At 66.0% G+C, this 25,210-nt stretch carries 20 protein-coding genes; 9 read left to right on the forward strand and 11 right to left on the reverse strand.

Annotated features, from left to right (window positions below; translation table 11 throughout):
* Window positions 1-106: 106 nt before the first annotated feature.
* Window positions 107-1,147, reverse strand: coding sequence for a hypothetical protein (locus tag KIH79_RS06895; RefSeq protein ID WP_219058747.1), 1,041 nt, complete (start codon window positions 1,145-1,147; stop codon window positions 107-109).
* A gap of 77 nt (window positions 1,148-1,224) precedes the next feature.
* Here KIH79_RS06895 and nusA point away from each other — a divergent pair, with 77 nt between their 5' ends.
* The 5 genes from nusA to KIH79_RS06920 all read left to right on the forward strand — a co-directional run bounded on the left by nusA (window position 1,225) and on the right by KIH79_RS06920 (window position 8,763).
* A complete protein-coding gene (gene nusA / locus KIH79_RS06900) occupies window positions 1,225-2,250 on the forward strand; it encodes a transcription termination factor NusA (protein ID WP_219058748.1) in 1,026 nt (341 codons plus the stop codon).
* A gap of 284 nt (window positions 2,251-2,534) precedes the next feature.
* On the forward strand, window positions 2,535-5,474 hold the full coding sequence (gene infB / locus KIH79_RS06905; RefSeq protein WP_476695642.1) for a translation initiation factor IF-2: 2,940 nt from the start codon (window positions 2,535-2,537) through the stop codon (window positions 5,472-5,474).
* An 86-nt stretch (window positions 5,475-5,560) separates the two neighbouring features.
* Complete coding sequence (gene rbfA / locus KIH79_RS06910) at window positions 5,561-6,145, forward strand: 30S ribosome-binding factor RbfA (protein WP_219058750.1); 585 nt, start codon at window positions 5,561-5,563, stop codon at window positions 6,143-6,145.
* Window positions 6,146-6,148: 3 nt separating this feature from the next.
* On the forward strand, window positions 6,149-7,279 hold the full coding sequence (gene truB, locus KIH79_RS06915; RefSeq protein WP_219058751.1) for a tRNA pseudouridine(55) synthase TruB: 1,131 nt from the start codon (window positions 6,149-6,151) through the stop codon (window positions 7,277-7,279).
* Window positions 7,280-7,455: 176 nt separating this feature from the next.
* Window positions 7,456-8,763 (forward strand): riboflavin kinase, encoded by a 1,308-nt coding sequence (locus KIH79_RS06920; RefSeq protein WP_219058752.1) that lies wholly within the window; start codon window positions 7,456-7,458, stop codon window positions 8,761-8,763.
* 131 nt (window positions 8,764-8,894) lie between these two features.
* Here the strand turns inward: KIH79_RS06920 and KIH79_RS06925 are convergent, their stop codons facing one another.
* From KIH79_RS06925 to KIH79_RS06955, 7 genes are all read right to left on the reverse strand, one after another.
* Window positions 8,895-9,698, reverse strand: a complete 804-nt coding sequence (locus KIH79_RS06925) for an amino acid ABC transporter ATP-binding protein (protein ID WP_236023678.1) — start codon at window positions 9,696-9,698, stop codon at window positions 8,895-8,897.
* A gap of 8 nt (window positions 9,699-9,706) precedes the next feature.
* Window positions 9,707-10,597: an amino acid ABC transporter permease gene (locus tag KIH79_RS06930; RefSeq protein ID WP_219058753.1), complete on the reverse strand. Its 891-nt coding sequence runs from the start codon at window positions 10,595-10,597 to the stop codon at window positions 9,707-9,709.
* Window positions 10,598-10,634: 37 nt separating this feature from the next.
* Window positions 10,635-11,513: an ABC transporter substrate-binding protein gene (locus tag KIH79_RS06935; protein ID WP_219058754.1), complete on the reverse strand. Its 879-nt coding sequence runs from the start codon at window positions 11,511-11,513 to the stop codon at window positions 10,635-10,637.
* 258 nt (window positions 11,514-11,771) lie between these two features.
* Window positions 11,772-12,326, reverse strand: coding sequence for a cupin domain-containing protein (locus KIH79_RS06940; RefSeq protein WP_219058755.1), 555 nt, complete (start codon window positions 12,324-12,326; stop codon window positions 11,772-11,774).
* 226 nt (window positions 12,327-12,552) lie between these two features.
* Window positions 12,553-13,950 carry an amidohydrolase family protein gene (locus KIH79_RS06945; protein ID WP_219058756.1) on the reverse strand — a complete coding sequence of 466 codons (1,398 nt, stop codon included), beginning with the start codon at window positions 13,948-13,950 and terminating at the stop codon, window positions 12,553-12,555.
* A 207-nt stretch (window positions 13,951-14,157) separates the two neighbouring features.
* Window positions 14,158-15,786 carry an adenosylhomocysteinase gene (locus KIH79_RS06950; RefSeq protein ID WP_219058757.1) on the reverse strand — a complete coding sequence of 543 codons (1,629 nt, stop codon included), beginning with the start codon at window positions 15,784-15,786 and terminating at the stop codon, window positions 14,158-14,160.
* Between the two features lie 20 nt (window positions 15,787-15,806).
* The gene (locus KIH79_RS06955; protein WP_219058758.1) at window positions 15,807-17,354 is read right to left on the reverse strand and encodes a DNA repair protein RadA; all 1,548 of its coding nucleotides are present in this window, start codon (window positions 17,352-17,354) and stop codon (window positions 15,807-15,809) included.
* 90 nt (window positions 17,355-17,444) lie between these two features.
* Between KIH79_RS06955 and KIH79_RS06960 the strand changes: the two genes are divergently transcribed.
* On the forward strand, window positions 17,445-18,110 hold the full coding sequence (locus KIH79_RS06960; RefSeq protein ID WP_219058759.1) for a hypothetical protein: 666 nt from the start codon (window positions 17,445-17,447) through the stop codon (window positions 18,108-18,110).
* Window positions 18,111-18,241: 131 nt separating this feature from the next.
* The gene (locus KIH79_RS06965; protein ID WP_004268639.1) at window positions 18,242-18,331 is read left to right on the forward strand and encodes a 30S ribosomal protein bS22; all 90 of its coding nucleotides are present in this window, start codon (window positions 18,242-18,244) and stop codon (window positions 18,329-18,331) included.
* A 134-nt stretch (window positions 18,332-18,465) separates the two neighbouring features.
* Here the strand turns inward: KIH79_RS06965 and rpiA are convergent, their stop codons facing one another.
* On the reverse strand, window positions 18,466-19,164 hold the full coding sequence (gene rpiA, locus KIH79_RS06970) for a ribose-5-phosphate isomerase RpiA (RefSeq protein WP_219058760.1): 699 nt from the start codon (window positions 19,162-19,164) through the stop codon (window positions 18,466-18,468).
* 129 nt (window positions 19,165-19,293) lie between these two features.
* Complete coding sequence (locus KIH79_RS06975; protein WP_219058761.1) at window positions 19,294-20,484, reverse strand: ribonuclease H family protein; 1,191 nt, start codon at window positions 20,482-20,484, stop codon at window positions 19,294-19,296.
* Window positions 20,485-20,778: 294 nt separating this feature from the next.
* Here KIH79_RS06975 and KIH79_RS06980 point away from each other — a divergent pair, with 294 nt between their 5' ends.
* Both KIH79_RS06980 and KIH79_RS06985 read left to right on the forward strand, forming a co-directional pair.
* A complete protein-coding gene (locus tag KIH79_RS06980; protein ID WP_219058762.1) occupies window positions 20,779-21,054 on the forward strand; it encodes a hypothetical protein in 276 nt (91 codons plus the stop codon).
* 448 nt (window positions 21,055-21,502) lie between these two features.
* Window positions 21,503-22,588 carry a hypothetical protein gene (locus KIH79_RS06985; protein WP_219058763.1) on the forward strand — a complete coding sequence of 362 codons (1,086 nt, stop codon included), beginning with the start codon at window positions 21,503-21,505 and terminating at the stop codon, window positions 22,586-22,588.
* Window positions 22,589-23,340: 752 nt separating this feature from the next.
* Here KIH79_RS06985 and pgm read toward each other — a convergent pair.
* Window positions 23,341-25,017 carry a phosphoglucomutase (alpha-D-glucose-1,6-bisphosphate-dependent) gene (gene pgm, locus KIH79_RS06990; protein WP_219058764.1) on the reverse strand — a complete coding sequence of 559 codons (1,677 nt, stop codon included), beginning with the start codon at window positions 25,015-25,017 and terminating at the stop codon, window positions 23,341-23,343.
* Window positions 25,018-25,210: the final 193 nt, after the last annotated feature.

The following is a 25,210-nucleotide window of genomic DNA, read 5'->3' on the forward strand; positions in this document are numbered from 1 at the left end:
ATCCGTCTAGAGGAACCACATTGAACGTAGATAGGTGTTCCCGCGGCCGTGGATGTACCGCACTGAACGCGGATAGTGCTTCTGAGAGGCGGTGCTCGGCGAAAGATCAGGAGAACAACGCCTGATCGAAGGTGGGATAGCCGTACGAGAAGGCCCGGGCGACGCGGGACGAGACGAAGCGCGCGAGGATGCGAAGGGATTCGGATTCCTCGCGCGCTTCGTTCGTTGTTGCGGCAGTGCCGGAACTCTCGCCCGAATCGTTCGTCGTGTCCGAGGATTGCGTGGTTTGCCCGGCGGGGGAGAGCGCGTCCAGCTCCTCGCGCGCGCAGTTGATTTCGGCAACGGCCAGCGTGGGAGCCGTCAGGCCGGTCGCCGGGTCCACGATCCTGTCCGGATGGGCCGTCAGTTGGCTGATATCGTACGCTTTCTGCCGCGGATCGGCGGTCGCTTCGACCCTGGACAGCGATATCAGCCGTTCGCCGGCGGACTTGTGCATCGCGGACAGCTTGAGCGTCGCGTGCGCGTCATCGCCGCGCGCGGTCAGGATTTCCGCAACGAACCCCGCACGATCCTCGGCCAGTGCCATTGACGCCAGCGCCGTGGGAGTGACGTCAAGCGCGGCGACGCCGGTCAGATCATGTTCGGCGCTCGCCGATGTCGACGTAACATCCTCCGGCGTAACGGTGAAGGTCCCGGAATCGTCGGAGCCGCCCTCAGTGGCATGAGATTCGGATGCATCGTCGGCTTGCCCGTCGTTGTCGGACTGCGATGCGCCGTCGCCCAGTCCGAGCCGCTCGCCGAGCACGGCGGCCGCATACTGCGACTGCGCGGCGCGCAGCACGCCCTCGGAAAAACGATCCGTGCACTGCGCGGCGACCTCGATCCACTGCGATGCGGCCGAACGCGCGGACAGATAGCGCATGATTGCGGGCCAGTTGCTGCCGGGTGCGGCCATCGCGGACGAATCGGCTGCGGCGTAATACGCGCTTTCGCAGGCGCTGAGCGTCTGTTCGGACTCGGCGCGGCCGGCGAAGCGCGGCGAGGCGCAGGAGGACAGCGACAACGTTGCCGCGAGTGCGGCGATCGCCGAGACAAGGCGCACGGCGAGCGGCGAACAGGCCAAACCAACCTCCTGACGTGTCTGCATAAGCCCTTACACTAATATCTGACTGTGACCATAGGGCCCCTGCGCTCGGAATAACTTCATATAGGAGGTCTTGACCCATGGAACTTGACCTGTCAGGAATGCATCAACTCGCCGCAGAGCAGGGAATCGATCCCGAGGCGTTGGATGAGGCGTTGGCCGAAGCGCTGCGCCTTGCGTACATGAAAACACCCCATGCAGCCAAGCATGCCCGCGTGGAACTCGATGATCGCGCCGGCACCTTCACCGTGTGGGCGCGGGACGAAATCCCGGGCGAACCCACCGAAGACAATCCGCACCCGGCTCCGACGCTTGGCGAGGAATACGACGACACCCCGCGCGACTTCGGCCGTCTGGCCGCCGCGACCGCGCGCCAGGTGTTCACCCAGCTGTTCCGCAAGGCCGAGGACGACCGCGTGTTCGGCGCATTCTCCGGTCAGAAGGGCAAGCTCGTCACCGGCATCGTCCAGCAGGACGTGAAGGATCCGACCAACGTGCACATCGCGATCGGCGACGTCGAGGCGATCCTGCCCCGCCGCGAGCAGGTGCCGGGCGAGCGCTACCGTCACGGCGAGCGTCTGCGCGTGTACGTCGTGAATGTGGCCCGTGGCTTGAAGGGCCCGGAGATCGTCGTCTCCCGCTCCCACCCGGAGCTCGTGCGCCAGCTGTTCGAGCGCGAGGTGCCGGAACTCGTGTCCGGCGCGGTGTCGATCATGGCGATCGCGCGCGAGGCGGGCGCCCGCACCAAGATCGCGGTGCGCGCCAACACTGACGGCGTCAACCCGAAGGGCGCGCTGATCGGCCCCGGTGGCGCACGCGTGCGCGCGGTGATGGAGAACCTCGGCCCGGAGAAGATCGACATCGTCGACTGGTCCGCCGATCCGGCGAAGTTCGTCGCGTCCGCGTTGAGCCCGGCCGTGGCGACCGGCGTGCAGGTGATCAGCGAGAAGAACAAGACCGCGATCGCGTTCATCCACGACGACCAGCTGTCGCTGGCCATCGGCAAGGAAGGACAGAACGCGCGTCTGGCCGCGAAGCTCACCGGCTGGAAGATCGGCATCGAGTCCGCCGAGGCGCACGCCAAGAAGCAGCAGGCCGCGGAGTAACGCGGCGTTCTGCACCGCAACTTTCGGGTGTGTCGCGACATGCGCGCACATCCAACGGCGCGAGTATGCTTGTTTCGGAATCCAAGCATGGTCGTGCCGCACGGTCATGCCTTGATTGCGAAGAACGAGGTAGCACGATCATGGTCGCACGATGAGACGTCGCACGATGAAACAGGGTGGGCTCTCGACAATCAAACATTGACCGCGCCGTCATACGCGCGGTTCGGATAGGAGAAATTTTAGTGGCGAAAGCACGCGTGTATGATTTGGCCAAGGAACTTGGCGTGGAAAGCAAGGATGTCCTGGCAAAGCTCAAGGACATGGGAGAATTCGTCAAGTCCGCATCTTCAACCGTCGAGGCGCCGGTGGTTCGTCGTCTGAGGTCCGCGTTCAAGGAGCAGTCCGGTGCCAAGTCGCCGGCTGCCGGCGCGGCCAAGTCCGCACCGTCCTCGAACAAGCCGGCTCCCAAGGCGCCGCAGCCTTCCGAGCATCACACTCCGGCCCCGTCGTCCCCCGTGCCGACTCCGGGCCAGCATCAGCATGCCGCCGAAGCGGCCAAGCCGTCTCCGGCCGCCGCTCCCAAGCCGGGCATGCCGACCCCGGGCGCGATGGGCGCCCATCGTCCGGGCGTTTCGTCCTCCCGTCCGGGTCGTCCGGGACAGGGCGAGGGCCGCGACGGTCGCCGCGAAGGCCGCGACGGTCGTCCGATGCGCGAACGCGACGGTCGCCGTGATGATCGCCGTGACGGTCGTGACGGTCGCCGCGAGGGCGGCCACAGCCGCGACGGCCAGCCGCGCATGAACGGCGGCAACCATCAGCCGCGCGGCAACGCGAACGGCGCGCGTCCGGCGGCACCGACCCCGCACGCGCCGCGTCCGGCCGGCCAGCCGCAGGCCAGCGGCGCCGTCCCGACTCCGGGACCGCGTCCGGGCAACAATCCGTTCAGCCGCAAGCAGGGCATGCACACACCCACGCCGGGCGACATTCCGCGCCCGCATCCGATGGCGCGTCCGACCGCGAACAACAACGAGGGCCGCGGTCGCGGCGGCCGTCCGGGTCAGGGCGGCGGCCGCGGCGGCTTCCGTGGCGGTCGTCCGGGTCAGGGCGGCGCTCAGGGCGCTCCGCGTCCGGGCCAGTGGGGCCACAACCGTCCGGGTCAGGGCGGCGCGCAGGGCGCCCGTCCGGGTCAGGGCGGCGGCAACCGCTTCGGCGGCGGCGCTCAGGGCGGCTATCAGGGCGGTTCCTCGCCGAGCAACAGCGGTCCGTCCCGTGGCGGCGGCCGCGGTCGCGGCGGCGCTGCGGGAGCATTCGGCCGTCAGGGCGGCAAGTCCTCGAAGGCGCGCAAGAACCGTCTCGCGAAGCGTCAGGAATTCCAGGAGATGAAGGCCCCGGTCATCGGCGGCGTGCGCATCCCGACGGGCAACGGCCAGACCGTTCGCCTGCGTCAGGGCGCGTCCCTCGCCGATCTCGCGGAGAAGATCAACGTCAATCCGGCGGCCCTCGTCACCGTGCTGTTCCACCTCGGCGAAATGGCCACGGCCACGCAGTCGCTCGACGAGTCCACGTTCCAGATTCTCGGCGAGGAAATCGGCTGGAACATCAAGATCGTGTCCGCCGAGGAAGAGGACAAGGAGCTGCTTCAGCAGTTCGACATCGACCTCGACGAGGAAGAGCTGCAGGAGGACGAGGATCTTCAGCCGCGTCCGCCGGTCGTCACCGTCATGGGCCATGTCGATCACGGTAAGACCAAGCTGCTCGACCGCATCCGCCAGACCAACGTCGTGGCGCGCGAGGCCGGCGGCATCACGCAGCGCATCGGCGCCTACCAGGTGACCGTCGATCTTGACGGCGAAAAGCGCAAGATCACGTTCCTCGATACCCCGGGCCACGAGGCGTTCACCGCCATGCGTGCCCGCGGTGCGGAGATCACCGACGTCGCGATCATCGTCGTGGCCGCGGACGACGGCGTCATGCCGCAGACCGTCGAGGCCATCAACCACGCGAAGGCCGCCAACGTGCCGATTGTCGTGGCCGTCAACAAGATCGATAAGCCGGGCGCGAACCCGGACAAGGTGCGCGGCCAGCTCACCGAGTTCGGTCTCGTGGCCGAGGACTACGGCGGCGACACCATGTTCGTCGACATTTCGGCCAAGATGGGCACGAACGTCGACAAGCTGCTCGAAGCGGTGCTGCTCACCGCCGACGCCGACCTTGACCTGCGCGCGAACCCGAACATGGACGCCCGCGGCGCGACCATCGAAGCGCGACTCGACAAGGGCCGCGGCGCGGTGGCGACCGTGCTCGTCCAGCAGGGTACCCTGCACATCGGTGACGCGATCGTTGCCGGCACGTCGTACGGCCGCGTCCGCGCGATGCTCGACGAGAACGGCAACCACATGAAGGAAGCCGGCCCGTCCACGCCGGTGCAGGTGCTCGGCCTGACGTCCGTGCCGACCGCAGGCGACCTGTTCCTGGTCGCCCCGGACGACCGCACGGCCCGCCAGATCGCCGAAAAGCGCCAGGCCACCGAACGTGCCGCGCAGCTCGCCAAGCGCCGCAAGATCGTCTCCCTCGAGTCCCTCAAGGAGCAGTTCGCCAAGTCCGAGGTGGACATGCTCAACATCGTCATCAAGGGCGATTCCTCCGGCTCCGTCGAGGCGCTGGAAGACTCCCTGATGAAGATCGAGGTGTCCGACGAGGTCGGCATCCAGGTCATCCACCGCGGCGTCGGCGCGATCACGCAGAACGACGTCAACCTCGCCACGGTCGACAAGGCCGTCATCATCGGCTTCAACGTGCGCCCGAACCGTCAGGTGCAGGATCTGGCCGACCGCGAGGGCGTCGAGATCAAGTACTACTCGATCATCTACAAGGCGATCGAGGACATCGAGGCCGCGCTCAAGGGCATGCTCAAGCCGGAATACGAGGAGGTCGTCACCTCCCACTCCGAGATCCGCGAGATCTTCCGCTCCTCCAAGTTCGGCAACATCGCCGGCGTCATGGTGCAGGACGGCGAGGTCAAGCGTGGTACGAAGTGCCGTATCCTGCGCAACGGCGTCGCCACGGTCAACGATCTCGAGATCTCCTCGCTGCGTCGCTTCAAGGACGACGTCCAGTCGGTGGCGGAAGGCTACGAGGCCGGCATCAACCTCGGCTCCTTCAACGACATCGAAGTGGGCGACATCATCGAGACCTTCGAAATGCGCGAGGTCGAGCGCAAGTAGCGCCCAACCGTGTTCATCTGGCCCCCTCAGCCCTCAGCCGAGGGGGCCGATTTTGTTTGTGTTTGGTTTTTGAAAGGACTTTCACCATGGCAGGAACGAACCCGCGCGCGGCACGCATCGCCGCGCTCATCCAGCGCGTCATCGCCTCCTCGATGGAGGCGCAGCTGCACGACAAGCGTCTCGCGAACGTGACCATCACCGAAGTGCGCGTCACCAACGACCTGCAGATCGCCAAGGTCTACTGGACCCAGCTCGGCCACGAAGGCAAGGAGGACGGCGAACGCAAGCGCGCCAAGCAGGCGCTCGACCAGGCCAAGGGCCGTCTGCGCTCGCTCGTCGGCACCAAGGCCGGCCTGCGCCTGACCCCGCAGCTGCAGTTCGTGTTCGACGAGGTGCCCGGCGAGGCCACCGAAATCGAGGACATCCTCGCCATCGCGCGCAAGCGCGACGAGGAGCTGGCCCGCGCGCGCGAAACCGCGCAGTACGCGGGCGACGCCGATCCGTACAAGCATCCCGAGGAGCGTGACGCGGACGACGATGACTTCGAGGACGATGACGACTTCGAGGACGACGAGTTCGACGAGTCCGACGCGGACTACGACGACGCCGAAGATTCCGCGGATGACGCCGCCGACGGCGACGCGGACGCCGTCGAAGTAGAGGAGCTCTGACCGTTGGCCGCAACGCAAGCCGCAACGCGACCCCAGCCGTCCGGACTGCTCGTCGTCGACAAGCCGCGCGGCGTGACCAGCCATGATCTGGTCGCCGCCGCGCGCGCCGGACTGCACACCAAGAAAGTCGGCCACGCGGGCACGCTCGACCCGATGGCCACCGGCGTGCTCGTCATCGGCTTCGGCAACGCGACGAAACTGCTCAGCTACATCGTCGACCACGACAAAACATACGAGGCGACGATCCGGCTCGGCCGCGCCACCGAAACCGACGACGCGGACGGCGCGCTCATCGCACCGGACGAGGCGACGGCGGGCGCGGTTACGGGCTCGGTCGCGTCGCGCGTCGCCGAAATCGTGACGTCGCTCGATCGCGGCACGATCGAACGCACCATCGCCGAACGGCTCACCGGCACGATCGAACAGGTGCCGAACGCGTACTCGGCGATCAAGATCAACGGCCAGCGCGCCTACGATCTCGCCCGCGACGGCAAGGACGTGACGCTCGCGGCCCGGCCGGTCACCGTCAGCGCATTCACGGTGCTCGACATGCGCGTCGGTTGCACGGACGCGGGCCGCACGGACGGACCGCTGATCGATGAACCGCTGGCCGACGGATCCGAACCGGACACCGTGCCGGTCATCGATCTCGACGTGCGCGTCAGCTGCTCGGCCGGCACGTACATCCGCGCGCTCGGCCGCGATCTCGGCATGATCCTCGGCTGCGGCGGATATCTGACCCGGCTGCGGCGCACGCGCGTCGGCCGGTTCGATCTCGCCTCGCCGGATATCGCCGCGCATGTCGCGACCGCGCACGTCGAACCGCACACGTTCGTCAACCGCGCCGGCGAAACGGTGACGCACAACCGCGCCATTCTCGACCAGACCGGCGACGAGCTGCTCGCACGGACACTGAGCATGGAGACCGCCGTGCGCGCAACCATGCCGACGATCGACATTACGGCCGAAGACGCGAACAACCTGCGATACGGGCGGCGCATTCCGTACGACATTCGCGAAGTCAGCGCGGCCGTCGTGCCGGGCGGAGACGGGGCCTCTGGCGACGTGGCGGCGATCGTCAAACGCGCCAAGCGCGGCGAGGCCACGCCGGTCGTCGTGTTCGCGGCGCAGTGAACCCTGAACGGAGCCCTGACGATGGCGGCGAAAAACTGCTAGAGTGGACGCGGCTATCAGGACTTGGCGGCGCGCGTCCGACGATCGTTACCGAGACGCGTGCCGGCAGCAGCATCGTGTGCATACGCGCGTCAGCAGATATCGTCAGTAATGGCGAGCAAACACAGAGGAACGGCATGAACATCACTCGACTTACCCCCGACCCGACCGGACTGGTCGCATGGCCCACGCTGAGCACGAGCAAGAAATCCGTGGTCACCGTCGGCGTGTTCGACGGCATGCACCGCGGCCATCAGGCCGTGATCGCGCGCACGGTGGAGATCGCCCGCCGGTTCGGCGCGTTCTCGGTGGTGGTGCTGTTCGACCCGCGCCCGGGCATGGCGCACCGCTACGCCGCCGAGCACGACGGCATGGACGTGCCGGAGGGCACGCCCGATCCGCAGGCGCTCACCGGCGCGAACGATCGCATTCGCATGATGCGCGATATGGGCGTCGACCATGTGCTCGTCGTGCGCTACACGATGGCGTTCGCCGCGAAATCGTACCGTTTCTTCCTTGGCCAGATGGTCGGCAAGCTCGGCATGCGCGCGCTCGTGCTCGGCTCCGACGCGGCGATGGGCAAGGATCGCGCCGGCGACGTGAAGGCGATCGCGAACCTCGCCGCCGCGACCGGCGTGTTCGAGCTGGAAGTCGTGGACGACGCCGGCCCTGGCACCGTGCGCATCCCCGTCGACGCGCAGCCGCACATGCCGAGTGAATGGGGCGAGCCGGCCGATCCGTGCGCCGGCATGACCAAGGCCGAACTGCGCGCGTGGACCAAGAAGCGCCAGACCAAGCTGCACCGCATCTGGAGCTCCACGAACGTGCGCTACCTGCTGTCTCAGGGGCGCATTGTGGACGCCAATACGATTCTCGGCCACCGTCACGCGGTGGAGGGCGTCGTGGTGCATGGCGAGGAGCGCGGCCGCACGATCGGCTTCCCGACCGCGAATCTGGACGAGGGGTCGATCGTCGGCTATCTGCCGGTGGACGGCGTGTACGCGGGATGGCTGGTCGACATGGGACCGGCCGAAACGACCGCCGCGGACGGATCGGGAGACCGCGACGGGTCCGGCGAAGGCAACGGCAGCGGCGTTGAGACGAGCAACGCGAACGGAACGAATAATGCAGACGGCGCGACAAACGGCACCGCATCCGACCGCGTTGCGTCCGACGATCGCGCGCGCATTGCGGACGGTTCGCCGTGGCGCTGGCCGGCGGCGATTTCGATCGGCACCAAGCCGACGTTCAGCGAGAAGACCGGCCTGCACGAGCGCGTCGTCGAATCGTACGCGATCACCGATGACTGGCTGGAACTGTACGGTCACCGCGTGCGCGTCGAATTCGCGGGCTTCCTGCGCCCGCAGGTCAAGTTCGATTCGGCCGACGACCTCGTCGCCGAACTCGGCCGTAACGTCGAGGAGACCAAGCGCCTGACCGCGTGACCTGACTGAGCGATACGCACGTAATACGACGAGTGGCGGTTTTGTCTCGGTAAGGGCCTCCTTACCGAGACAAAACCGCCACTCGTCGTATTGGTCTGCGGGGCTCGGCGATGGATCGCCGTCAGGATTGCTCAGTGACGGAAGTGCGCGAAGAACTCGCGGGTCTCCGGATCCTCGGACTCGTCCATCACCTCACGCGGGGTGCCGTTCTCGGCGATGACGCCGTGACGCATCAGCACCACGCGATCGGCCGCGTCGTGCGCGAAGCTCATCTCGTGCGTGGCCATCAGGATCGTCGTGCCCTGCGACTTGAGCTCGGCGACCATGTTGAGCACCTCGCCCACGAGCATCGGGTCGAGCGCGGACGTGATCTCGTCGAGCAGCAGCAGTTCCGGGTCGGTCATCAACGCACGCGCGATCGCCACGCGCTGCTGTTGGCCGCCGGACAGCTGGTCCGGGTACGCGTTCGCCTTCGCGCGCATGCCGATGCGGTCGAGCAGTTCGAGCGCGCGGGCCTCGGCGCGGTCGCGCTTCCAGTGATGCACCTTGATCGCGGCGAGCGTGACGTTCTTGAGCACCGACATGTGCGGGAACAGATTGAACTGCTGGAACACGACGCCGATGCGCGCGCGGATCTTGTCCTGATCAGCCCGCGGGTCGGTGATGTCCGTGTCGCCGAGCCAGATCTGGCCGTCGTCGACCTGTTCGAGCAGGTTCACGCACTTCATGAGCGTGGACTTGCCGGAACCGGACGGGCCGAGCAGCGCCACGACCTCATGCTGTTTGACTTCGAACGAGATGCCGCGCAACACCTGCGTGGAGCCGAACGACTTGCGAATGTTGTCGAGACGCAGCACCGGCAACTGCGCGGACGTGACCAGTCCGCCCGATTCGACGGCGTCGACCGCGGGAATGCGTTCGCTCGTAGTGCCCATACCAGTGCTCATACCGTGCCTCCGCTCTGTTCGCGCCTGCGCAGACGCTCCGAATACCAGTCGTTCAGCAGGATGAACGGCACGCTCATCAGGATGAACAGCAGGCTCGCCACCACGTACGGCGTGAAGTTGTACGAGCTGGCCACCTCGATCTGCGCGGCGCGCACCGCGTCCACCGCGCCCAGCACGGAGATGAGGCCCACGTCCTTCTGCATCGAGATGAAGTCGTTCATCAGCGCGGGCGCGACCTTGCGCAGCGCCTGCGGCACCACGACCAGCCACGTCGTCTGGCCCGCGGTCAGGCCCAGCGAACGCGCCGACGCGCGCTGCGAGGGGTGCACGTCGTTGAATCCGGCGCGCAGCACCTCGGCCACGTACGCGCTGTAGCCCATGATGACGGCGATCGTGCCGAGAATCGACGGGTCGATGCGGCCGAACAGGCCGAGTCCGGGGATGCCGAAGCCGATCAGATACAGGATGACGATCATTGGGATACCGCGCATGACGGTCGTGTACAGCGCGGCCAACGCGCGCAGCGGGAACATGACCGGGCTTTTGCTCGTGCGCACAAGCGCGATGATCGTGGCGAAGATCGCGACGCCGATCACCGCGACGACCAGCACCTTGAGATTCAGCCACAGGCCGTCGAGTACGTCGGGGAACGATTTCGCGAAGTATTCGGCGGAGAAGAACGTCTGCTTGACGCGCGGCCAGCCGGGGGAGAGCTGGAGTCCGGTGACGACGATGACGGCCAGCGCGATGGTGCTGACGAGGCTCGTGACCACCGATTTGAGCTGCTGCCGGCGTCGGTAGGCACGACGGGAAAGTTCGACCTCGCTCACCGGCGGCGTTGCCGTCGCGCCGGTGGCGAGGTCCTGCGAGGTTTGCGAATCGACCATAGTAGGGATTCTATTGCAGTGGGCGAACCGGTTCGCCTTACTTGAGCTCGGTCAGATCGGTGGTGTACTCGGCCAGCCACTTGTCCTGCAGCTGCTTGATCGTGCCGTCCGCGTTCAGATCGTCCACGGCCTTGGTGACGGCCGCGGTGAGCTTGGAGTCCTTCGGCAGCACGATGCCCAGACCGTCCTTGTCCTCGGAGCCGGCGATGCGGCCGAGCACCTTGGCGTCCTTGACCTGCTCGGACTGGACCATGTACACGCTTTCGACCGTGTTGGTCACGAGCGCGTCGATCTGACCGGCGTCAAGCGCCTGACCGAGCGCGGCGTCGTCGTTGAAGGTCTGGATGTCGTCCTTGATCTTGTCCTTGACGATCGTGTAGGCCTGCGTGCCGACCATCACGCCGATCACGGCGTCCTTGAGATCGGCGAGCGACTTGGCGGACGCGAACTTGCCGTCCTTCTTGACGACGACCGACTGCGTGTCCTTGTAGTAGCCGGACGAGAAGTCGACGGCCTGCTTGCGCTCGTCGGTGATGCCGAACTGCTGGATGTTGAGATCCCAGTCCTTGGCGCCCGGGGCGATGGCCGAGTCGAACGTGGTGCGTGTCCAGACGACGTCGGACTTGTCGAAGCCGAGCTTTTCGGCCACGTCGTACGCCAGTGCGGCCTCGAAGCCTTCGCCGGACTCCGGCTTGTCGTTCATGACCCACGGCTCGTACGCCGGGTCGCCGGTCGCGATGGTGAGCTTGCCCGGCTTGACGGTCTGCTGCGTGATGTCGGAGCTGCTGGCGCTGGAGTTCGCGTCGCTGCCGGAATTGTTGGAGCTGGTGGACGAGCCGCAGGCCGCGGAGAACGCGAGCGCGACGACGCTGACCGTGGCGACGGCCGCGCGGACAAAGCTCTTCTTGCTGAACATGATGATTCCTCTCTATTCCTGATGACATGCGCGATGACGGCCGGCCGATCGTGCGGCCGGACGGCGGTTTTGGCGCATCAGCGCCAATTCTAAGGTATTGCCGTTACCGCCGCGCGCTTGGCCTTATCGCCGTTGCCTATAACCGGTTATGGTGGGTCGCCCGCGTGGCGGAAATGTCTCGCTCAGGGATCCCTGAGCGAGACATTTCCGCCACTGTACGGAATGGGGGTTGCTGCCATGGTTGCCGGGATTCCGGCGCTACTGCAGGGTGAAGCCGTCGAACGTGAAGCCGGGGGAGACGACGCAGGAGACGAGCGCGTCGCCGCGGCCGGGAACGGTGCGCTGCCACACGCCGGCGGGGACGATCGCGTGGCCGACCGGGGTTGCCGTTGCTCCGAACGTGGTCTGCGCGTTCGACGCGGCTCTCGCTGCCGACGTGTCGGATTCGGCCAATGCGGTCGATGCGACCTCAACGGCCGCTGTCGTGGCAGCAACGCCCTGTCCGAGCACGATCGACTGGATGCCGGCGGGATCGGACGCCGGAGCGTCGCCGCTGCCGCCGAGTTCCAGCGTGACGGTCGCCGGTCCGTGCCACAGCCAGATCTCGTCCGCGTCGACCTTGTGCCAGGCGCTCGCGTCGCCTTCCGGCAGCAGGAAGTAGATCAGCGATGCGAGCGGGCGGCCGGACGCCGGGTCGATCGCCGGCGCCTGCCAGTCGCGCGTGTACCAGCCGCCTTCGGGATGGGCTTCCAGTCCCAGCCGTTCCACGACGGAACGCGCGTATGCGCTCATGTTCTCCAATGCGATGCTCATATCTAAAACTCCTTGTGATTGATGGAATGGGGTAAGTCCAAACCGCCGCGGCTCCACGCTGCTTGCTCTGTACTCTCCACAGACCAACGCAAAACGGCGTATAAGCGTTGGTTTGTGGAGAGTACAGAGCATTACTGGCCAGAAACCAACGCGAAACGCCATCATGGCGTTGGTTTCTGGCCAGTAGGGGGACGGCTGCTGGCGAAAGGAATAGGACGGTCGGGCGTCAGAATGCGCTGTCGTTATAGACGACGCGGCCGGAGATGACGGTCGCGCGGTTCGTGCCGGCGCCGTGGCGGACGAGCTCCTCGAGCGTGTCCTCGATGCCGCGCGGCGTGGCCACGTACACGGGCACGTCGAAGAACGCGAGGTCGGCCATCGCGCCCGCGTTGATCTGGCCGATGCGGCCCGCGCCGACGTGCATGCCGAGCTCCTGCGCGCCGCCGAGCGTCATCATGCGGATCAGCCGGTGCGACAGATCGTCGCCGGCGTAGCCCTGCTCGCGCGCCAGATCGTACAGCATCGCCACATCGTCGAGCACGTCCAGACTCGGCGAACTCGACAGCGAATCCGTGCCGACGGCTAGCAGGTTGCCCTCCTCCAGATACTCGCGGATCGGCGCGTCGCGGCCGGTCACGGTGATCCGGTTCGAGCGCGGGCACAACGCGACGCCCACGCCGCGCTGGCGCAGGATGCGGCGGTCCTCCGCGTCGGCCCACACGCCGTGCGCGATGTGCACGTCCGGGCCGAGCGAACCGAGCTGGTCGAGGAACTGGATCGCGGACGCGCCCTGCCCCGCGTCCTTGAGCTGCTGGTAACTGGTCCAGTCCTCGTCGCGCCACGAGGCCGCCGAATACGTGGACAGCGTGCCTTCCGCGCCGTGCGCACCCGCTTCCATCGGCGTTTCGGCCAAATGGATGTGCAGACGCATATCGAGCTGGCGCGCGATGTCCGGCAGATCCACGAACGGCGCGGTTTCCAGCGTGTATGGGGCATGCGGGCTGATGCCCACGCTCGGCAGGTCCTCGGCGCGCATGCGCCCCAAATGCCGCACGAGTTCGCGCACGCCGACCTTGCGCCACTCGTCGTTGCGCCAGTCCATCACCTCCCAATAAGCGACGCCGTGCATGCCCTGCGAGGCGAGCGCGCCGGCCGCCTCCGGGTCGGTGACGATGTCGGCCGCGGCGGTGGTGCCCGCCTCGACCATCATGCGCGCGCCCTCTTCCGCCGACGCCTTCCAGTCGCCTTCCTCGCACAGCCGCTCGTACACCGGGTTGAAGCCGAGCTCCCAGTCGCGGAAGCTCTGGTACGTGCCTCGGCCCACCTCGGCCATGTTCGTGTACTGCAGGTGCGTGTGCGCGTTGATGAGTCCCGGCGTGATCACGCCATGCCAGTGATGCTCGTCGATGCGAGCGTTCGCGGCCATGTCCTGCTTGAGCGTGTCGAGCACCCAGCGTCGCGTGCCGACATGCACCACGCGGCTGCCGGACACGGCGATCGCGCCGTCCAGGATCACCGGGCCGGTCACGGGGATGATGAGCGGCGCGCTGTACAGCGTCACCTCGGTCAGCGGCGCCGGATGCGCGGCCGCATAGAGCGGGTCGAAATCGTCGGTTGTGGTCATGGTTCCTTTATACCGATCGGGGCGGCGGCGCAACGCCGTTCGCGCGGAATCGCGCATGCGCGCTATGCCGTGTTGTTGACGGCACGTTGGTGCCGTAACGCTCCCCCAGTCGGCCTGCGGCCGACAGCCCCCTCAGCCGAGGGGGCCAAGGCTGCCGCCAGCTTTGCCGGCATGGGAAGAGGATCGTGCGCCGCAGCGCGATGCCGTTCAGTTCGCGTCGGCGAAGCGGGTGAGTCGCCAGTCGTAGCCGTTGTCGGCGACGGCGTGGCTGGCGGACTGGCCGCGCACGTCGAGCGCGACCTGCGCGATGCGACGGTCGGATGCGGCGTCGAGCCGGTGCAGGCCGGGGGAGAGCGGGGCCACGTCGACAGTCGGCGCGTTGGTGTCCGATGCCGCTGCCTGTGGCGCCGTTGCATTCGATGATTCGACGTCCGACGATGATGCGTCCGACGGTGCGGCGTGCGATGATGCCGGGTTGCCGGAGCCATGCGACGCCGCTACCGTGCCGCGATGGGCGAGCAGATAGGCCACCGCGCTCGCCTGCACGGCGAAGCTCAGGTCCATGATCTCGATCGGATTGCCGCCGCCCGCCGTGTAATTGACGCCGTCGCCCTCGGCGAGCAGCGTGAGCGTCGGCCCGTCCGGTACGGCGAGTGCGCTGACGCTGCGCGCGTTGTCATGACGGAAGTCGGGGATGCCGTCGAGCGCGATTTCGTTCGCGATGCCGCCGATCACGGACAGCACGGCACCCTCGCGCATGCGTCGCATATGTTCCAGTGCGATCGTATGCCGCACGCCGGTCGCCGAGACGACGATGTCGGCCTGTGCGATCGCGTCGTCGATGTCCCGCGCGGCGAACCCGTCGAACACGGCCTTGAGCGCGGCCACCGGATCCGTGTCGCACACGGTCACCGTCGCGCCGAGTGCGCGCACGCGCACCGCGAAGCCGCGGCCGACCGGGCCGTAGCCGATCACGGCCACGGTCTTGCCCGCAAAACAGTGCGCGCCGAGCAGCTCCTGCATCGTCGTCACACAGGTCTCGCCCGTGCCGTGCATGTTGTCGAACCCGGTTTTGAGCACGCTGTCATTGACCGCGATCACCGGGAACGTGAGCGCGCCGGCATCCTGCATGGCCTGGAACGCGCGCACGCCGCTCGTCGTCTCCTCCGCCACGCCGATGAAATCGTCGGCAAGCAGCTCGGGGCGTGCCTCCGCGGCGAGCCGGGCAAAACTCGCGCCGTCGTCGATGATGATCTGCGGACGAATCGTGTCCAGCAGACGCAGCGCGCCGGCCTGCGTCTCCTCCGGCGTCCAGCCTGCGTTCGCCTCGACCGCGACGCCTTCACGAGCGAGCTGGTCGGCGACGCGCTGATCGGTTTCCGACGGGTCCGCGAACATGCCAACAGTCGCGCCGGCGTCGCGCAGCGCCCGCAGCAGCACCGCGGTCTTCGGCTCCAGCACCAGACACACGGCGATGCGGACTCCGGTGAAATCAACGGTGTCCCGCAGCCGCGCCATCAGCGCACGCAGCACGGTCATATGCGCCTCGGCGTAGTCGATCGCCTCCCGGCCGCTCAGCTCGCGCGCATCCCGCACGTTGCACTCCGGGGATGCGCAGGCGTTCAATGCGTCCTGCGCCATATCCGTCATGTCGGCCGTGCCGTCATTATCCGCCGGCGTCACGATCATGCCCCACTGCGCGGCCGCGTCGGCGAACGCGCGCACGCTGTCATCATCATGCCGACCAAGCGGCACGGTGACGCGCGCGCCGGCCAACGAACGGTTCGTGCGCTGCGAATACGCGGCCGCCCAACGGGCGAAATCCAGTTCGGTCATCGTCTTCTCCTTGTCGCAATCTATCGACTCAATCCGAGCGCAGCCAGCGCATCGGCCAGCGTGCTCACCTCAAGCAGCCGCAGCCCGGGCACATTCACCGGCTTGCGCGGCGTCGGGCACACGGCCGTCGTGAACCCGAGCCTAGCCGCCTCGCGCAGCCGATACTCCAGCCGCGGCACCGGGCGCACCTGCCCGGTGAGCGAAATCTCGCCGATCGCGCATGTCGTGCGCGGAATCGGACGCGACTTCGCCGCACTCGTCAGCGCCGTCACGATCGCCAGATCACACGCCGGCTCCTTCGCAAGCCCGCCCGCGATCGTCGACACGTACAAATCGTTCGCGAGCAGATTCACCTTGCCGTGCCGGTACAGCACGGCCGTGAGCATCGCGATGCGGTTGGAGTCCACGCCGTTGACCGCGCGACGCGGCGTCGGCAGCACGGACGCGGTCACCAGCGACTGAATCTCGATCGGCAGGCTGCGATGGCCGTCCAACGTGAACGTGACGCACGTGCCCTCCACCGGCGCGTCCGCCGCGTCGCCGCCCGGCGCGGACGCGGACAGAAACAGACCCGACGGGTCGGTCACCTCCTCGATGCCCTCGCCGCTCATGTCGAAGCAGCCGACCTCGTCGGTCGGGCCGAAACGGTTCTTGACCGCGCGCAGCATGCGCAGCGCCGTGTCCGGATCGCCCTCGAACTGGCAGACCACGTCCACAAGATGCTCGAGCGTGCGCGGGCCCGCGATCGAACCGTCCTTGGTGACGTGGCCGACCAGCAGGATCGGCACGTCGAGGCTTTTCGCCGAGTCGATGAGCGCGCTCGCCACCTCGCGCACCTGCGTGGATCCGCCCGAAATGCCGTCGACGTTCTGCGAGACGATCGTCTGCGCCGAATCGACGATCGCCAGCGCCGGCCGCTCCTGCTCGATGAGCCCGAGCACGGTGGACAGATCGGTGGTGGAGGCGAGCAGCAGGTTGTCCTCGACCGCGTTGATGCGCGTGGCGCGCAGACGCACCTGCGCCGCGGATTCCTCGCCGGAAATGTAGAGGACGGTGGGGCGGTTGGCGGGCGGGAGATCGATGCGTGTGGCATTGGCATGCGCGGAACCGTTGAGCGAATGCGCGTTTGCAGAGCGGGATACGGATGCCGCGGCGGGGGACTCGCCTGCGCCGGCGCGCGCGACGAGCCGAGCGATGTTGCCGGCCGTCTCCAGCAGCAGCGTCGACTTGCCGACGCCCGGCTCGCCGGCGACCAGCACGACCGAGCCGGGGACGATGCCGCCGCCGAGCACGCGGTCGAACTCGCCGAATCCGGTCGGCATGCGCGTGACCGCATCCGTGTCGACCTGCGTGATCGGCCGTGCCTGACTGCGTTCGGGAATGTCTCCGGCCGTCGTGCGCGCGGTGTGGCCGGGCGCCGCGGTGCGCGACTGCGACGCGGCGGCCGGACGCGACTCGCGGAACTCCTCGAGCGTGCCCCATTGGCCGCATTCGGGGCAGCGGCCGTACCATTTCGTGCCGCTCCATCCACATTCCGAGCACAAGTATTGCGTGGTCGTCTTTGCCATGCCTCCGACGCTAACGAGCTTCGGCGACAAGACGGCCGACCACTCGACGGCGTTCTGGGCGAGTCATGCGGCTGTGAGAGAATGCGAACCATGTCGAACACTCAAACATCTTCCGTTTCGCCGTCCCATGGCAAGCTGATCGCCGTGGTGGTGGCCGCCGCGCTGGTGATCGTCCTTGCCCTGCTGTCCGCCTTCGTATGGCCGGGCTGGGCGCTGAACAAGGGCGGCGAGCAGTCGACGACGCAGTCGTCGGGCACGAATTCGCAGTCCTCGTCGTCTTCGGACACGAGCGCGAAGAAGGAAGAGGAGGAGCCGACCACGCCGAGCATCAAGGCCACGGCCCTTCCGGACAACGCGAGCGAGCTGCTCAAGGCCATGCCCGACAGCGTGCTCAACTACGCGCGCACCGCGGCCGCCGCAAGCACGACGTGGACCGCCGCCTCGCCGCTTGAGGAGTACACGCTCACCTATTCGACCGGAGACGCGGCCAAGGACGTGACGCTGATCGTCGCGCAGTGGTCCACCGCCGACAGCGCGAAGAAGCAATACGATTCGCTGTCCGGCGCGCTCACCGGCACCGAACTGGGCAGCGGCACCGTGAAGGTGTCCGGTCAGGCGACCGGCAACTACGTGGCCAAGACCGACGCGAACGACGACACGAAGGCCGTTGCGGTGTGGCGCAACGACACGGTGGTGTTCCAGGCGACCGGCACGAAGGCTGGCGTGGAGCGGTTCTACCCGAAGTTCCCGCTGTGATGCCGGCGGGCGGCGGCCTTGCGAGCGGAACTCGGAAGGCCTCGTACGGAACGCCGGTACCATTCGTCTGCGAATGCGTGTACTATTGGGCAAGTTGACATCTTTTCGATACTTTAGGAACGGAGGCTGAGATGGGTTCGGTCATCAAGAAGCGCCGCAAGCGGATGAGCAAGAAGAAGCACCGCAAACTGCTGCGTAAGACTCGCCACCAGCGCAAGTAGTCTTCTCGCTCACTCGGTGAGCAACACGAAAGCCCCTTACGGATTCATCCGCAAGGGGCTTTTACGTATTCGCTGTTCGCCTTGACGTTTCGTCTCGGCGTGTGCGAGGCGCGCTGCGCGTCCGGCGAATCAGCTCACTTGTTGCCGTTGGTCATGACGCGCGGGCCGTTCGGGTCGCCGACGATGACCTTGTCGACCATGTTGAGGAACAGGCCGTGCTCGACCACGCCGACCGTGGTGATGAGGTCCTCGGCCAGATCCTGCGGATGGTCGATGCGCTCGAGGTGCAGGTCGACCACGTAGTTGTTCTCGTCGGTGCGCACCGGCTTGCCCTCGGCGTCGAGACGCAGCACCGGCTTGTAGCCCTTGGCCTCGAACTTCTTGATGACGTGGCCGGCGCCGAACGGGATGACCTCGACCGGCAGCGGGAACTTGCCGATGGTGTCGACGACCTTGGACTCGTCGACGATCCACACGATCTGGTTGGAGTTGGTGGCCACGATCTTCTCCCACAGCAGGGCCGCGCCGCCGCCCTTGATGCCGTTGAAGTTCTTGTCGACCTCGTCCGCGCCGTCGATGGTCACGTCGATGTGGTCCACGTCGTCGATGTCGACGATCTTGATGCCGTAGCCCTCGGCCTGCTCCTGCGTGCGGCGGGAGGTCGTCACGCCGGTGAACTGGAGGCCCTCCTCCTTGACGCGGCGGCCGAGTTCGTCGACCAGGAAACGCACGGTCGAACCGGTGCCGAGGCCGGCGATCATGCCGTCGGTGATCAGCTTCGCGGCTTCGATGCCTGCCGCCTTCTTCAACGCATCCTGCTGCGCCTTATCCATAATGGTTCTCCTTCCACGGAAATTCGCCTCGCGCTCGTCGCGCCAAGCTCGCCTCCTATACTATCCGAGATGCGGCCGGCGTCCCGGGTGTGTCCATACGGTGTTTCATGAAGTGTTTCACAGTGGGGCTCACGATTGCCGGATGACGAACGGCGCGTTCGTGAGCGTGAGGTTGCCGTCGCCGTCCACCCAGCCCTCGACGACGATGCTGCCGCGGATGAGCCGCGGACGCCCGTCGAACGTAGGACTCGACGACGGCGGGGGAGAGAACCGCAGCTCGCCCGACACGGTGAGTCCCGACGGGCGGGACGCCGGCTGCGAGACGGCCGTCGCCGATGATTGCGACGGTGATTGCGACGGTGCGGCGTCGATCGCGACCGTCGCGTCGGCGGGTGGCCGGGAGAATTCGGTCGTCGTCGCGTCGGTCGTCTTCGTGTCGAAGTCGGCCAGATCGTCCGGCACGCCCTCCGGCTCGGCCAGACGGTCGACCAAACTGCCGGGCTGATCGTCCGTTCGACGATCGGCACGATGATCGTGCCGCGTCGCGTTCCGTTCCGCCGACCGGCCGCCGTTCCGGCCACTCGCACGATCGTCACCGCGATCGTCATCGCCGCGATCGTCAGCGCCGCGATCGTGCCGACGATCATCGGCCATCCGGACTTCCGCGTGATCGGCATCGCGGCCGGACGCATCGCCGCCGACGTCTTCTCCGCGGCCCAGGTGATAGTCCTTCGCGGAAATCAAGCCGTCCATCAACATCTGCGCGTCGGCCGGCACGTCGGTGCCCTTCGCGTACTCGGACGCAAGCAGCGACTCCCAGCCCTCCTTCGGCAGGTAGCCGTCGCGCACATGCGAGCGGCAGTCTCCCGCGTACGTGCGTGCCAGCTCGTCGACCTTCTCGTTGCCCGCGTTGCCGGCGTGGCCCTTGACCCACACGAACTTCACCGAACCGGCGCGGCGGGACAGCTCGGCGTCGATCGCCTTGATCAGCGCCGCGTTCTTCACCGGCTTCTTCTGTGCGTTCTTCCAGCCGTTCTTCTTCCAGCCGTACACCCACTTGGTCGAGCAGTTGATCGCGTACTGCGAATCGGTTTCGATCACCAGCGGTTCGGCGCCGGGGTGCGCGCGCAACGCCTCGAGCACCGCGCACAGCTCGCCGATCTGGTTCGTGCCGTTCGTGGCGCCGCCCGCGTCGCAGTCGCCGCCGTGCTCGTGCCCGGGGGTGCCGCCCGCATGCGGCTCGTGGTCGGCCCACGCCCAGCCCATTGGGCCGTTCGGATTGCCCAGGGCCGAGCCGTCTGTGGAAACTGTGATGGTCATGCCGTGCTCGCTTTCCGGTCAACCCGAACGGCCCCTTCGCGGGCGCCGATCGCGCGCCCGCTCACTTCGCCTACGGACAGTCCACTGGACTGTCCGTTTGACGGCTCAGCATTCGGGTTGCCCAGGGCCGAGCCGTCCGTGGAAACTGTGATGGTCATGTGCCCTACCTTAGCCGGCTTGCGGGATGCGCCGATTCGGATCCGGTCGCATTGTGCGTGCATTGTGCGCGCTCACGACACGGGACGAACCGCGTGTAGGTCTGACGCGCTATGGTCATAGCGGAAAGGGGAGGATATGGGCAACAGACTGCAATCTCGATCCCGTTGCATGGTTGCCGGAGCGGTGCTGCTCGTGGCGGCAATCGTGCTGTGCGTGTTCGCCCATTTCGCTGCGGCCGCGATGACGGTCGCTGTGGCTGCGGTCACCGCACTGTGCTCGCTGCGCGAATGCCGGATCTGCCACCGGTTCGCCGTGCTCTCCCGCACCGCCGACTACGGCCCGATCTGCCCGGTCTGCCAGCGCCTGATCGCCGAGGGCCGCCAGCAGGAGCTGCTCGAACGCCGCATGTGAACTGGCGATTGCGGTTCTGATGTGGTCCTGATGTGGCCCCGATGCGGTCCTGAACCGGTCCTGAACCGAGTATGTCGGCGTCTGCGATGATATTGACGTGCCGATGAGGCGGATGAGATGCAAAAACGGTCATGAGCGTAAGCGTTACCTCAGCATCGTGGGCATAGACCGACCATTGACGATGGATGTTCGGCGGGATTGGTTGCCGACGCTCCTGGAATGTGGGCGTAGACGGTACATGAAGTTCCCTGATTTGTGGGCATAAGCGGGACATTTGCGCAATCGTGGGCATAGACCGGCCATGAGGAAGCCCAAAATCGTCTCTTCGTGGTCGGCCTATGCCCACGATGCCCACGATTCCGCGGACGGCCGGGCAAACGGACCGCTTATGCTCACAGTCGAGTTATCCACATTATCCGTATGATTCCAACAGGATGGAATTGTGAGGATGGAAGCGGATTGGCGTATTCCCAACGTGTTCCCAACGGAACACACGCCGATCGTCGACCATTCGACCACAAGGGTCGAACAGCGACCGACATCGGGCGGATTTCCTCTATGCTGCATTGCCATGAGACGCAATGCATCCTTGATCGACCGTTGCACGGTCGCGGAGCGCCAGAGACTTTGCATCTGGCCCAGAGGCGACGCCGAACGACGCATGTTCAGACGCCGGTCGGATGCGGGAGAGCTGACCCGCGTATTCGGTCGTTGTTTTGCGCGCTCCGATCAATGGGAGACTCTCGACGGCGTGGAACAGTATCGCCGCATCGTCCGATCGTTAGCGGTTCTGCACCCGGACTGGATTTTCTGTGATATGACCGCTGCGGTGATGCAGAACGTCAGTGATTCGACGAGACACTTGGACCTCGTGCACATTGTCACCAGCCGGGAGCGGCATGTTCATGACTATGGCCAAATGAGGCATCACTACGTTGCGGACCAGTCGTACGAAATGGCCGATGGAGTGAAGGTCACCCCGTTGGAGCGCACCGTGTTCGACTGCGCGCGCAGGCTTCCGCTCCCCGACGGGCTGGCCGTGCTCGATGCCGTGCTGCGTTGCGGCTTGCGAAACAAGCGCCATTTGGCGGAGTCGTTTGCCGTAATGCCGGGATGGCGGCGGGACGCCGCATTGCGGGTGCTCCGTCATGCGACGGGGAGGACGGAGAATGGCGGTGAATCATATGCGTTGGGCGTGATGATCGACGAGCGCTATATGATTCCCCTCCTGCAGGAGGAGATCGTTGACCCGTACGATATGTCGCGCGTATATCGCGTGGATTTCGCCTGGCATACGCCGGACGGCAGGTTTATCGTCGGTGAGCTTGACGGGCGGGTGAAATACCGTGATGCTTCGATGTATCGCAACGGCAGTCTGCCCGATACGGTGATCGAGGAGAAGCGTCGTGAGGAGCGGATTCGATTGGTCGTTGACGAGCTGTTTCGATTTTCGTTCGGTGACGCGTTGCACCGTGATCGATTGCTGCACAAGATGGATAAGGCGCGGGTGCCTCGGTTTGATGACGGCGACTGACGTCGGTTGATGACGATCGGCTGCCTAGCGGTTGGATGTGAGAGGGTAAGGGCGCCGGATGAGAGGACGGATGATGTTTGATGCGGGCATAGACGGGATATTTGCGGGGAGATCCGATGATGCAAGAGAACTCGAAAAGGGTTCCTTCCGTAAATGTGGGCATGGACGGTACATGAAGTTCCCTGATTTGTGGGCATAGACGGGACATTCACGCAATCGTGGGCATAGACCGGCCATGAGGAAACCCGGAGTCGTCTCTTCGTGGTCGGTCTATGCCCACATATGGGATGGGCACACTATTTATGTACCGTCTATGCCCACGATGGGCCCATGATGGGTCGTTTACGGTCGTTTTACGGTAGGGCGGTAAACGGCCTTGGTGGTTTGAACGCGGACGGAGTCGGATGAACCCCAATCCCCGACTCATGGACTCCCGTGGAATCCACGCTCAACGCCGGTGCCCTCTGCGAGAGGAGCAGAAGGCACAACAACATGGCGTTGAACCCCTGCGATATGGGCGTTGTGTTCGGCTGGCGGTGTGTCAAACAGCCGAGGAACGCCAATGACTCCGAAACCGCAACATTGCGCATCATGCCAATGCCGGTGTAACGGAGCCGGCAACATCGCCGAACAACGAAAAGGGGTTCTTCCGAATCTCTGTTCAGAAGAACCCCTTTTTGCGGAGCCGATTGCAGGGTGGAGACGACTTGATGAGATCAATGAGGTCGTCTCCACCCTGGAAAATCAGGAAATCACTCGGACAGGGCCTTGTCGACGACCTCGGTGGCCTCGGCGAGGACCTTGTCGAGGGCCTCGGGGGACTCGAAGGACTCGGCGTACACCTTGTAGATGTTCTCGGTGCCGGACGGGCGGGCCGCGAACCAGTTGTCCTTGGTGGTGACCTTCAGACCGCCGATCTTGGCGTGGTTGCCCGGCGCCTCGGTCAGCTTGGCGGTGATGTCCTCGCCGGCGAGCTGGGTGGCGGTCACGTCGTCGCCGGTGAGCTTGGCGAACTTCTGCTTCTGCTCGAGCGTGGTCGGCGTGTCGACACGCTTGTACCAGCTCTCGCCGAAACGCTCGACCTGCTCCTGATGCAGCTGAGCCGGGTTCTTGCCGGTCTTGGCGGTGATCTCGGCGGCCAGCAGGTCGGGGATCAGGCCGTCCTTGTCGGTGGTCCACACGCGGCCGTCGCGGCGCAGGAAGCTCATGCCGGAGCTCTCCTCACCGCCGAAGGCAACCTCGCCGCTGAACAGCGGGTCGACGAACCACTTGAAGCCGACCGGCACCTCGAGCACCTTCGCGCCGATCGACGCGGCCACGCGGTCGATCAGGGAGGAGGAGACGAGCGTCTTGCCGACGGCAGCACCCTTCGGCCAGCCCGGACGGTTGCCGCCGAACAGGTACTCCACGCACACGGCGATGTAGTGGTTCGGGTTCATCACGCCCCAGTTCGGGCACACGATGCCGTGACGGTCCGCATCCGGGTCGGTGCCGCCGACCAGATCGTACTTGTCCCACGCGCCGGCGTTGAGCTCGTCCACAAGGCCCTTCATCGCGTACGGCGAGGACGGATCCATGCGAATCTTGCCGTCGTGGTCGATGGTCATGAAGCGCCACGTCGGGTCGACTTCCGGACGCACGACGCCGATGTTCAGACCGTACTTCTCGTTGATGAGCGGCCAGTAGTTGACGGACGCGCCGCCGAGCGGGTCGATGCCCAGACGCACGCCGGAGTTGCGGATGACGTCGAAGTCGATCACGTTGCCGAGATCGGCGACGTAGTGCTCGCGGAAGTCAAAGCCCTCGACGAACTCGGACTTGACGGCCTCCTCGTACGGCACGCGCTTGACGTTCTTGTAGTCGCCGAGCAGCTCGTTGGCGCGCGCGGCGATCGCGTTCGTCACGTCGGCCGGGGCCGGACCGCCGGTGACCGGATCGTACTTGAAGCCGCCGTCGGTCGGCGGGTTGTGCGACGGGGTGACGACGATGCCGTCGGCCAGACCCTCGCCCTCGAAGCGCTGGGTGCCGTCGGCCGCGCGGTTGTGCGTCAGGATCGCCTGGGAGACGACCGGGGTCGGCACGAAGTCGTCGCGCGAGTCGATGCGCACATGCACGCCGTTGGCGACGAGGACCTCGATGGCGGTCTTCTTGGCCGGCGCGGACAGCGCGTGCGTGTCGGAGCCGAGGTACAGCGGGCCGGTGACGCCGGCCTTCTTGCGGTATTCGGCGATGGCCTGCGTGATGGCGACGATGTGGGCCTCGTTGAACGAGGTCTTCAGGGACGATCCGCGATGGCCGGAGGTGCCGAAGATGACACGCTGCTCCGGGACGGACGGATCGGGGACGAGGTCGTAGTACTTGCCGATGACTTCGTCGACGTTGATCAGATCAGCTGGGGTGGCGGGCAGACCCGCATTCTTTGCTACCATGCCCTCTATTTTGCCACGGATTTCCGCGACTGAAAACATTTGCAATATGAATTGCCGTCGTATTGTGCGAGAATCTTTGCCGCTGTTCGCGGCGATGGACGGGTGGAATGCCGGGCGACGCGCCGAAAGTTGTCGGAACCGGTTCGAGGGGGTTACACTGCCTTATGAACTTCTACTTTTGCAGGGTTGCAAG

The sequence above is a fragment of the Bifidobacterium miconis genome (assembly GCF_019331735.1).
Lineage (GTDB): Bacteria > Actinomycetota > Actinomycetes > Actinomycetales > Bifidobacteriaceae > Bifidobacterium > Bifidobacterium miconis.

What these genes read in the sequence shown, in the direction of transcription:
- KIH79_RS06895 (WP_219058747.1), bottom strand. Translation starts at nt 1,147, where the DNA reads ATGCAGACACGTCAGGAGGTTGGTTTGGCCTGTTCGCCGCTCGCCGTG.
- nusA (WP_219058748.1), top strand. Translation starts at nt 1,225, where the DNA reads ATGGAACTTGACCTGTCAGGAATGCATCAACTCGCCGCAGAGCAGGGA.
- rbfA (WP_219058750.1), top strand. Translation starts at nt 5,561, where the DNA reads ATGGCAGGAACGAACCCGCGCGCGGCACGCATCGCCGCGCTCATCCAG.
- KIH79_RS06920 (WP_219058752.1), top strand. Translation starts at nt 7,456, where the DNA reads ATGAACATCACTCGACTTACCCCCGACCCGACCGGACTGGTCGCATGG.
- KIH79_RS06925 (WP_236023678.1), bottom strand. Translation starts at nt 9,698, where the DNA reads ATGGGCACTACGAGCGAACGCATTCCCGCGGTCGACGCCGTCGAATCG.
- KIH79_RS06930 (WP_219058753.1), bottom strand. Translation starts at nt 10,597, where the DNA reads ATGGTCGATTCGCAAACCTCGCAGGACCTCGCCACCGGCGCGACGGCA.
- KIH79_RS06935 (WP_219058754.1), bottom strand. Translation starts at nt 11,513, where the DNA reads ATGTTCAGCAAGAAGAGCTTTGTCCGCGCGGCCGTCGCCACGGTCAGC.
- KIH79_RS06940 (WP_219058755.1), bottom strand. Translation starts at nt 12,326, where the DNA reads ATGAGCATCGCATTGGAGAACATGAGCGCATACGCGCGTTCCGTCGTG.
- KIH79_RS06945 (WP_219058756.1), bottom strand. Translation starts at nt 13,950, where the DNA reads ATGACCACAACCGACGATTTCGACCCGCTCTATGCGGCCGCGCATCCG.
- KIH79_RS06950 (WP_219058757.1), bottom strand. Translation starts at nt 15,786, where the DNA reads ATGACCGAACTGGATTTCGCCCGTTGGGCGGCCGCGTATTCGCAGCGC.
- KIH79_RS06955 (WP_219058758.1), bottom strand. Translation starts at nt 17,354, where the DNA reads ATGGCAAAGACGACCACGCAATACTTGTGCTCGGAATGTGGATGGAGC.
- KIH79_RS06960 (WP_219058759.1), top strand. Translation starts at nt 17,445, where the DNA reads ATGTCGAACACTCAAACATCTTCCGTTTCGCCGTCCCATGGCAAGCTG.
- KIH79_RS06965 (WP_004268639.1), top strand. Translation starts at nt 18,242, where the DNA reads ATGGGTTCGGTCATCAAGAAGCGCCGCAAGCGGATGAGCAAGAAGAAG.
- rpiA (WP_219058760.1), bottom strand. Translation starts at nt 19,164, where the DNA reads ATGGATAAGGCGCAGCAGGATGCGTTGAAGAAGGCGGCAGGCATCGAA.
- KIH79_RS06975 (WP_219058761.1), bottom strand. Translation starts at nt 20,484, where the DNA reads ATGACCATCACAGTTTCCACAGACGGCTCGGCCCTGGGCAATCCGAAC.
- KIH79_RS06980 (WP_219058762.1), top strand. Translation starts at nt 20,779, where the DNA reads ATGGGCAACAGACTGCAATCTCGATCCCGTTGCATGGTTGCCGGAGCG.
- KIH79_RS06985 (WP_219058763.1), top strand. Translation starts at nt 21,503, where the DNA reads ATGGAAGCGGATTGGCGTATTCCCAACGTGTTCCCAACGGAACACACG.
- pgm (WP_219058764.1), bottom strand. Translation starts at nt 25,017, where the DNA reads ATGGTAGCAAAGAATGCGGGTCTGCCCGCCACCCCAGCTGATCTGATC.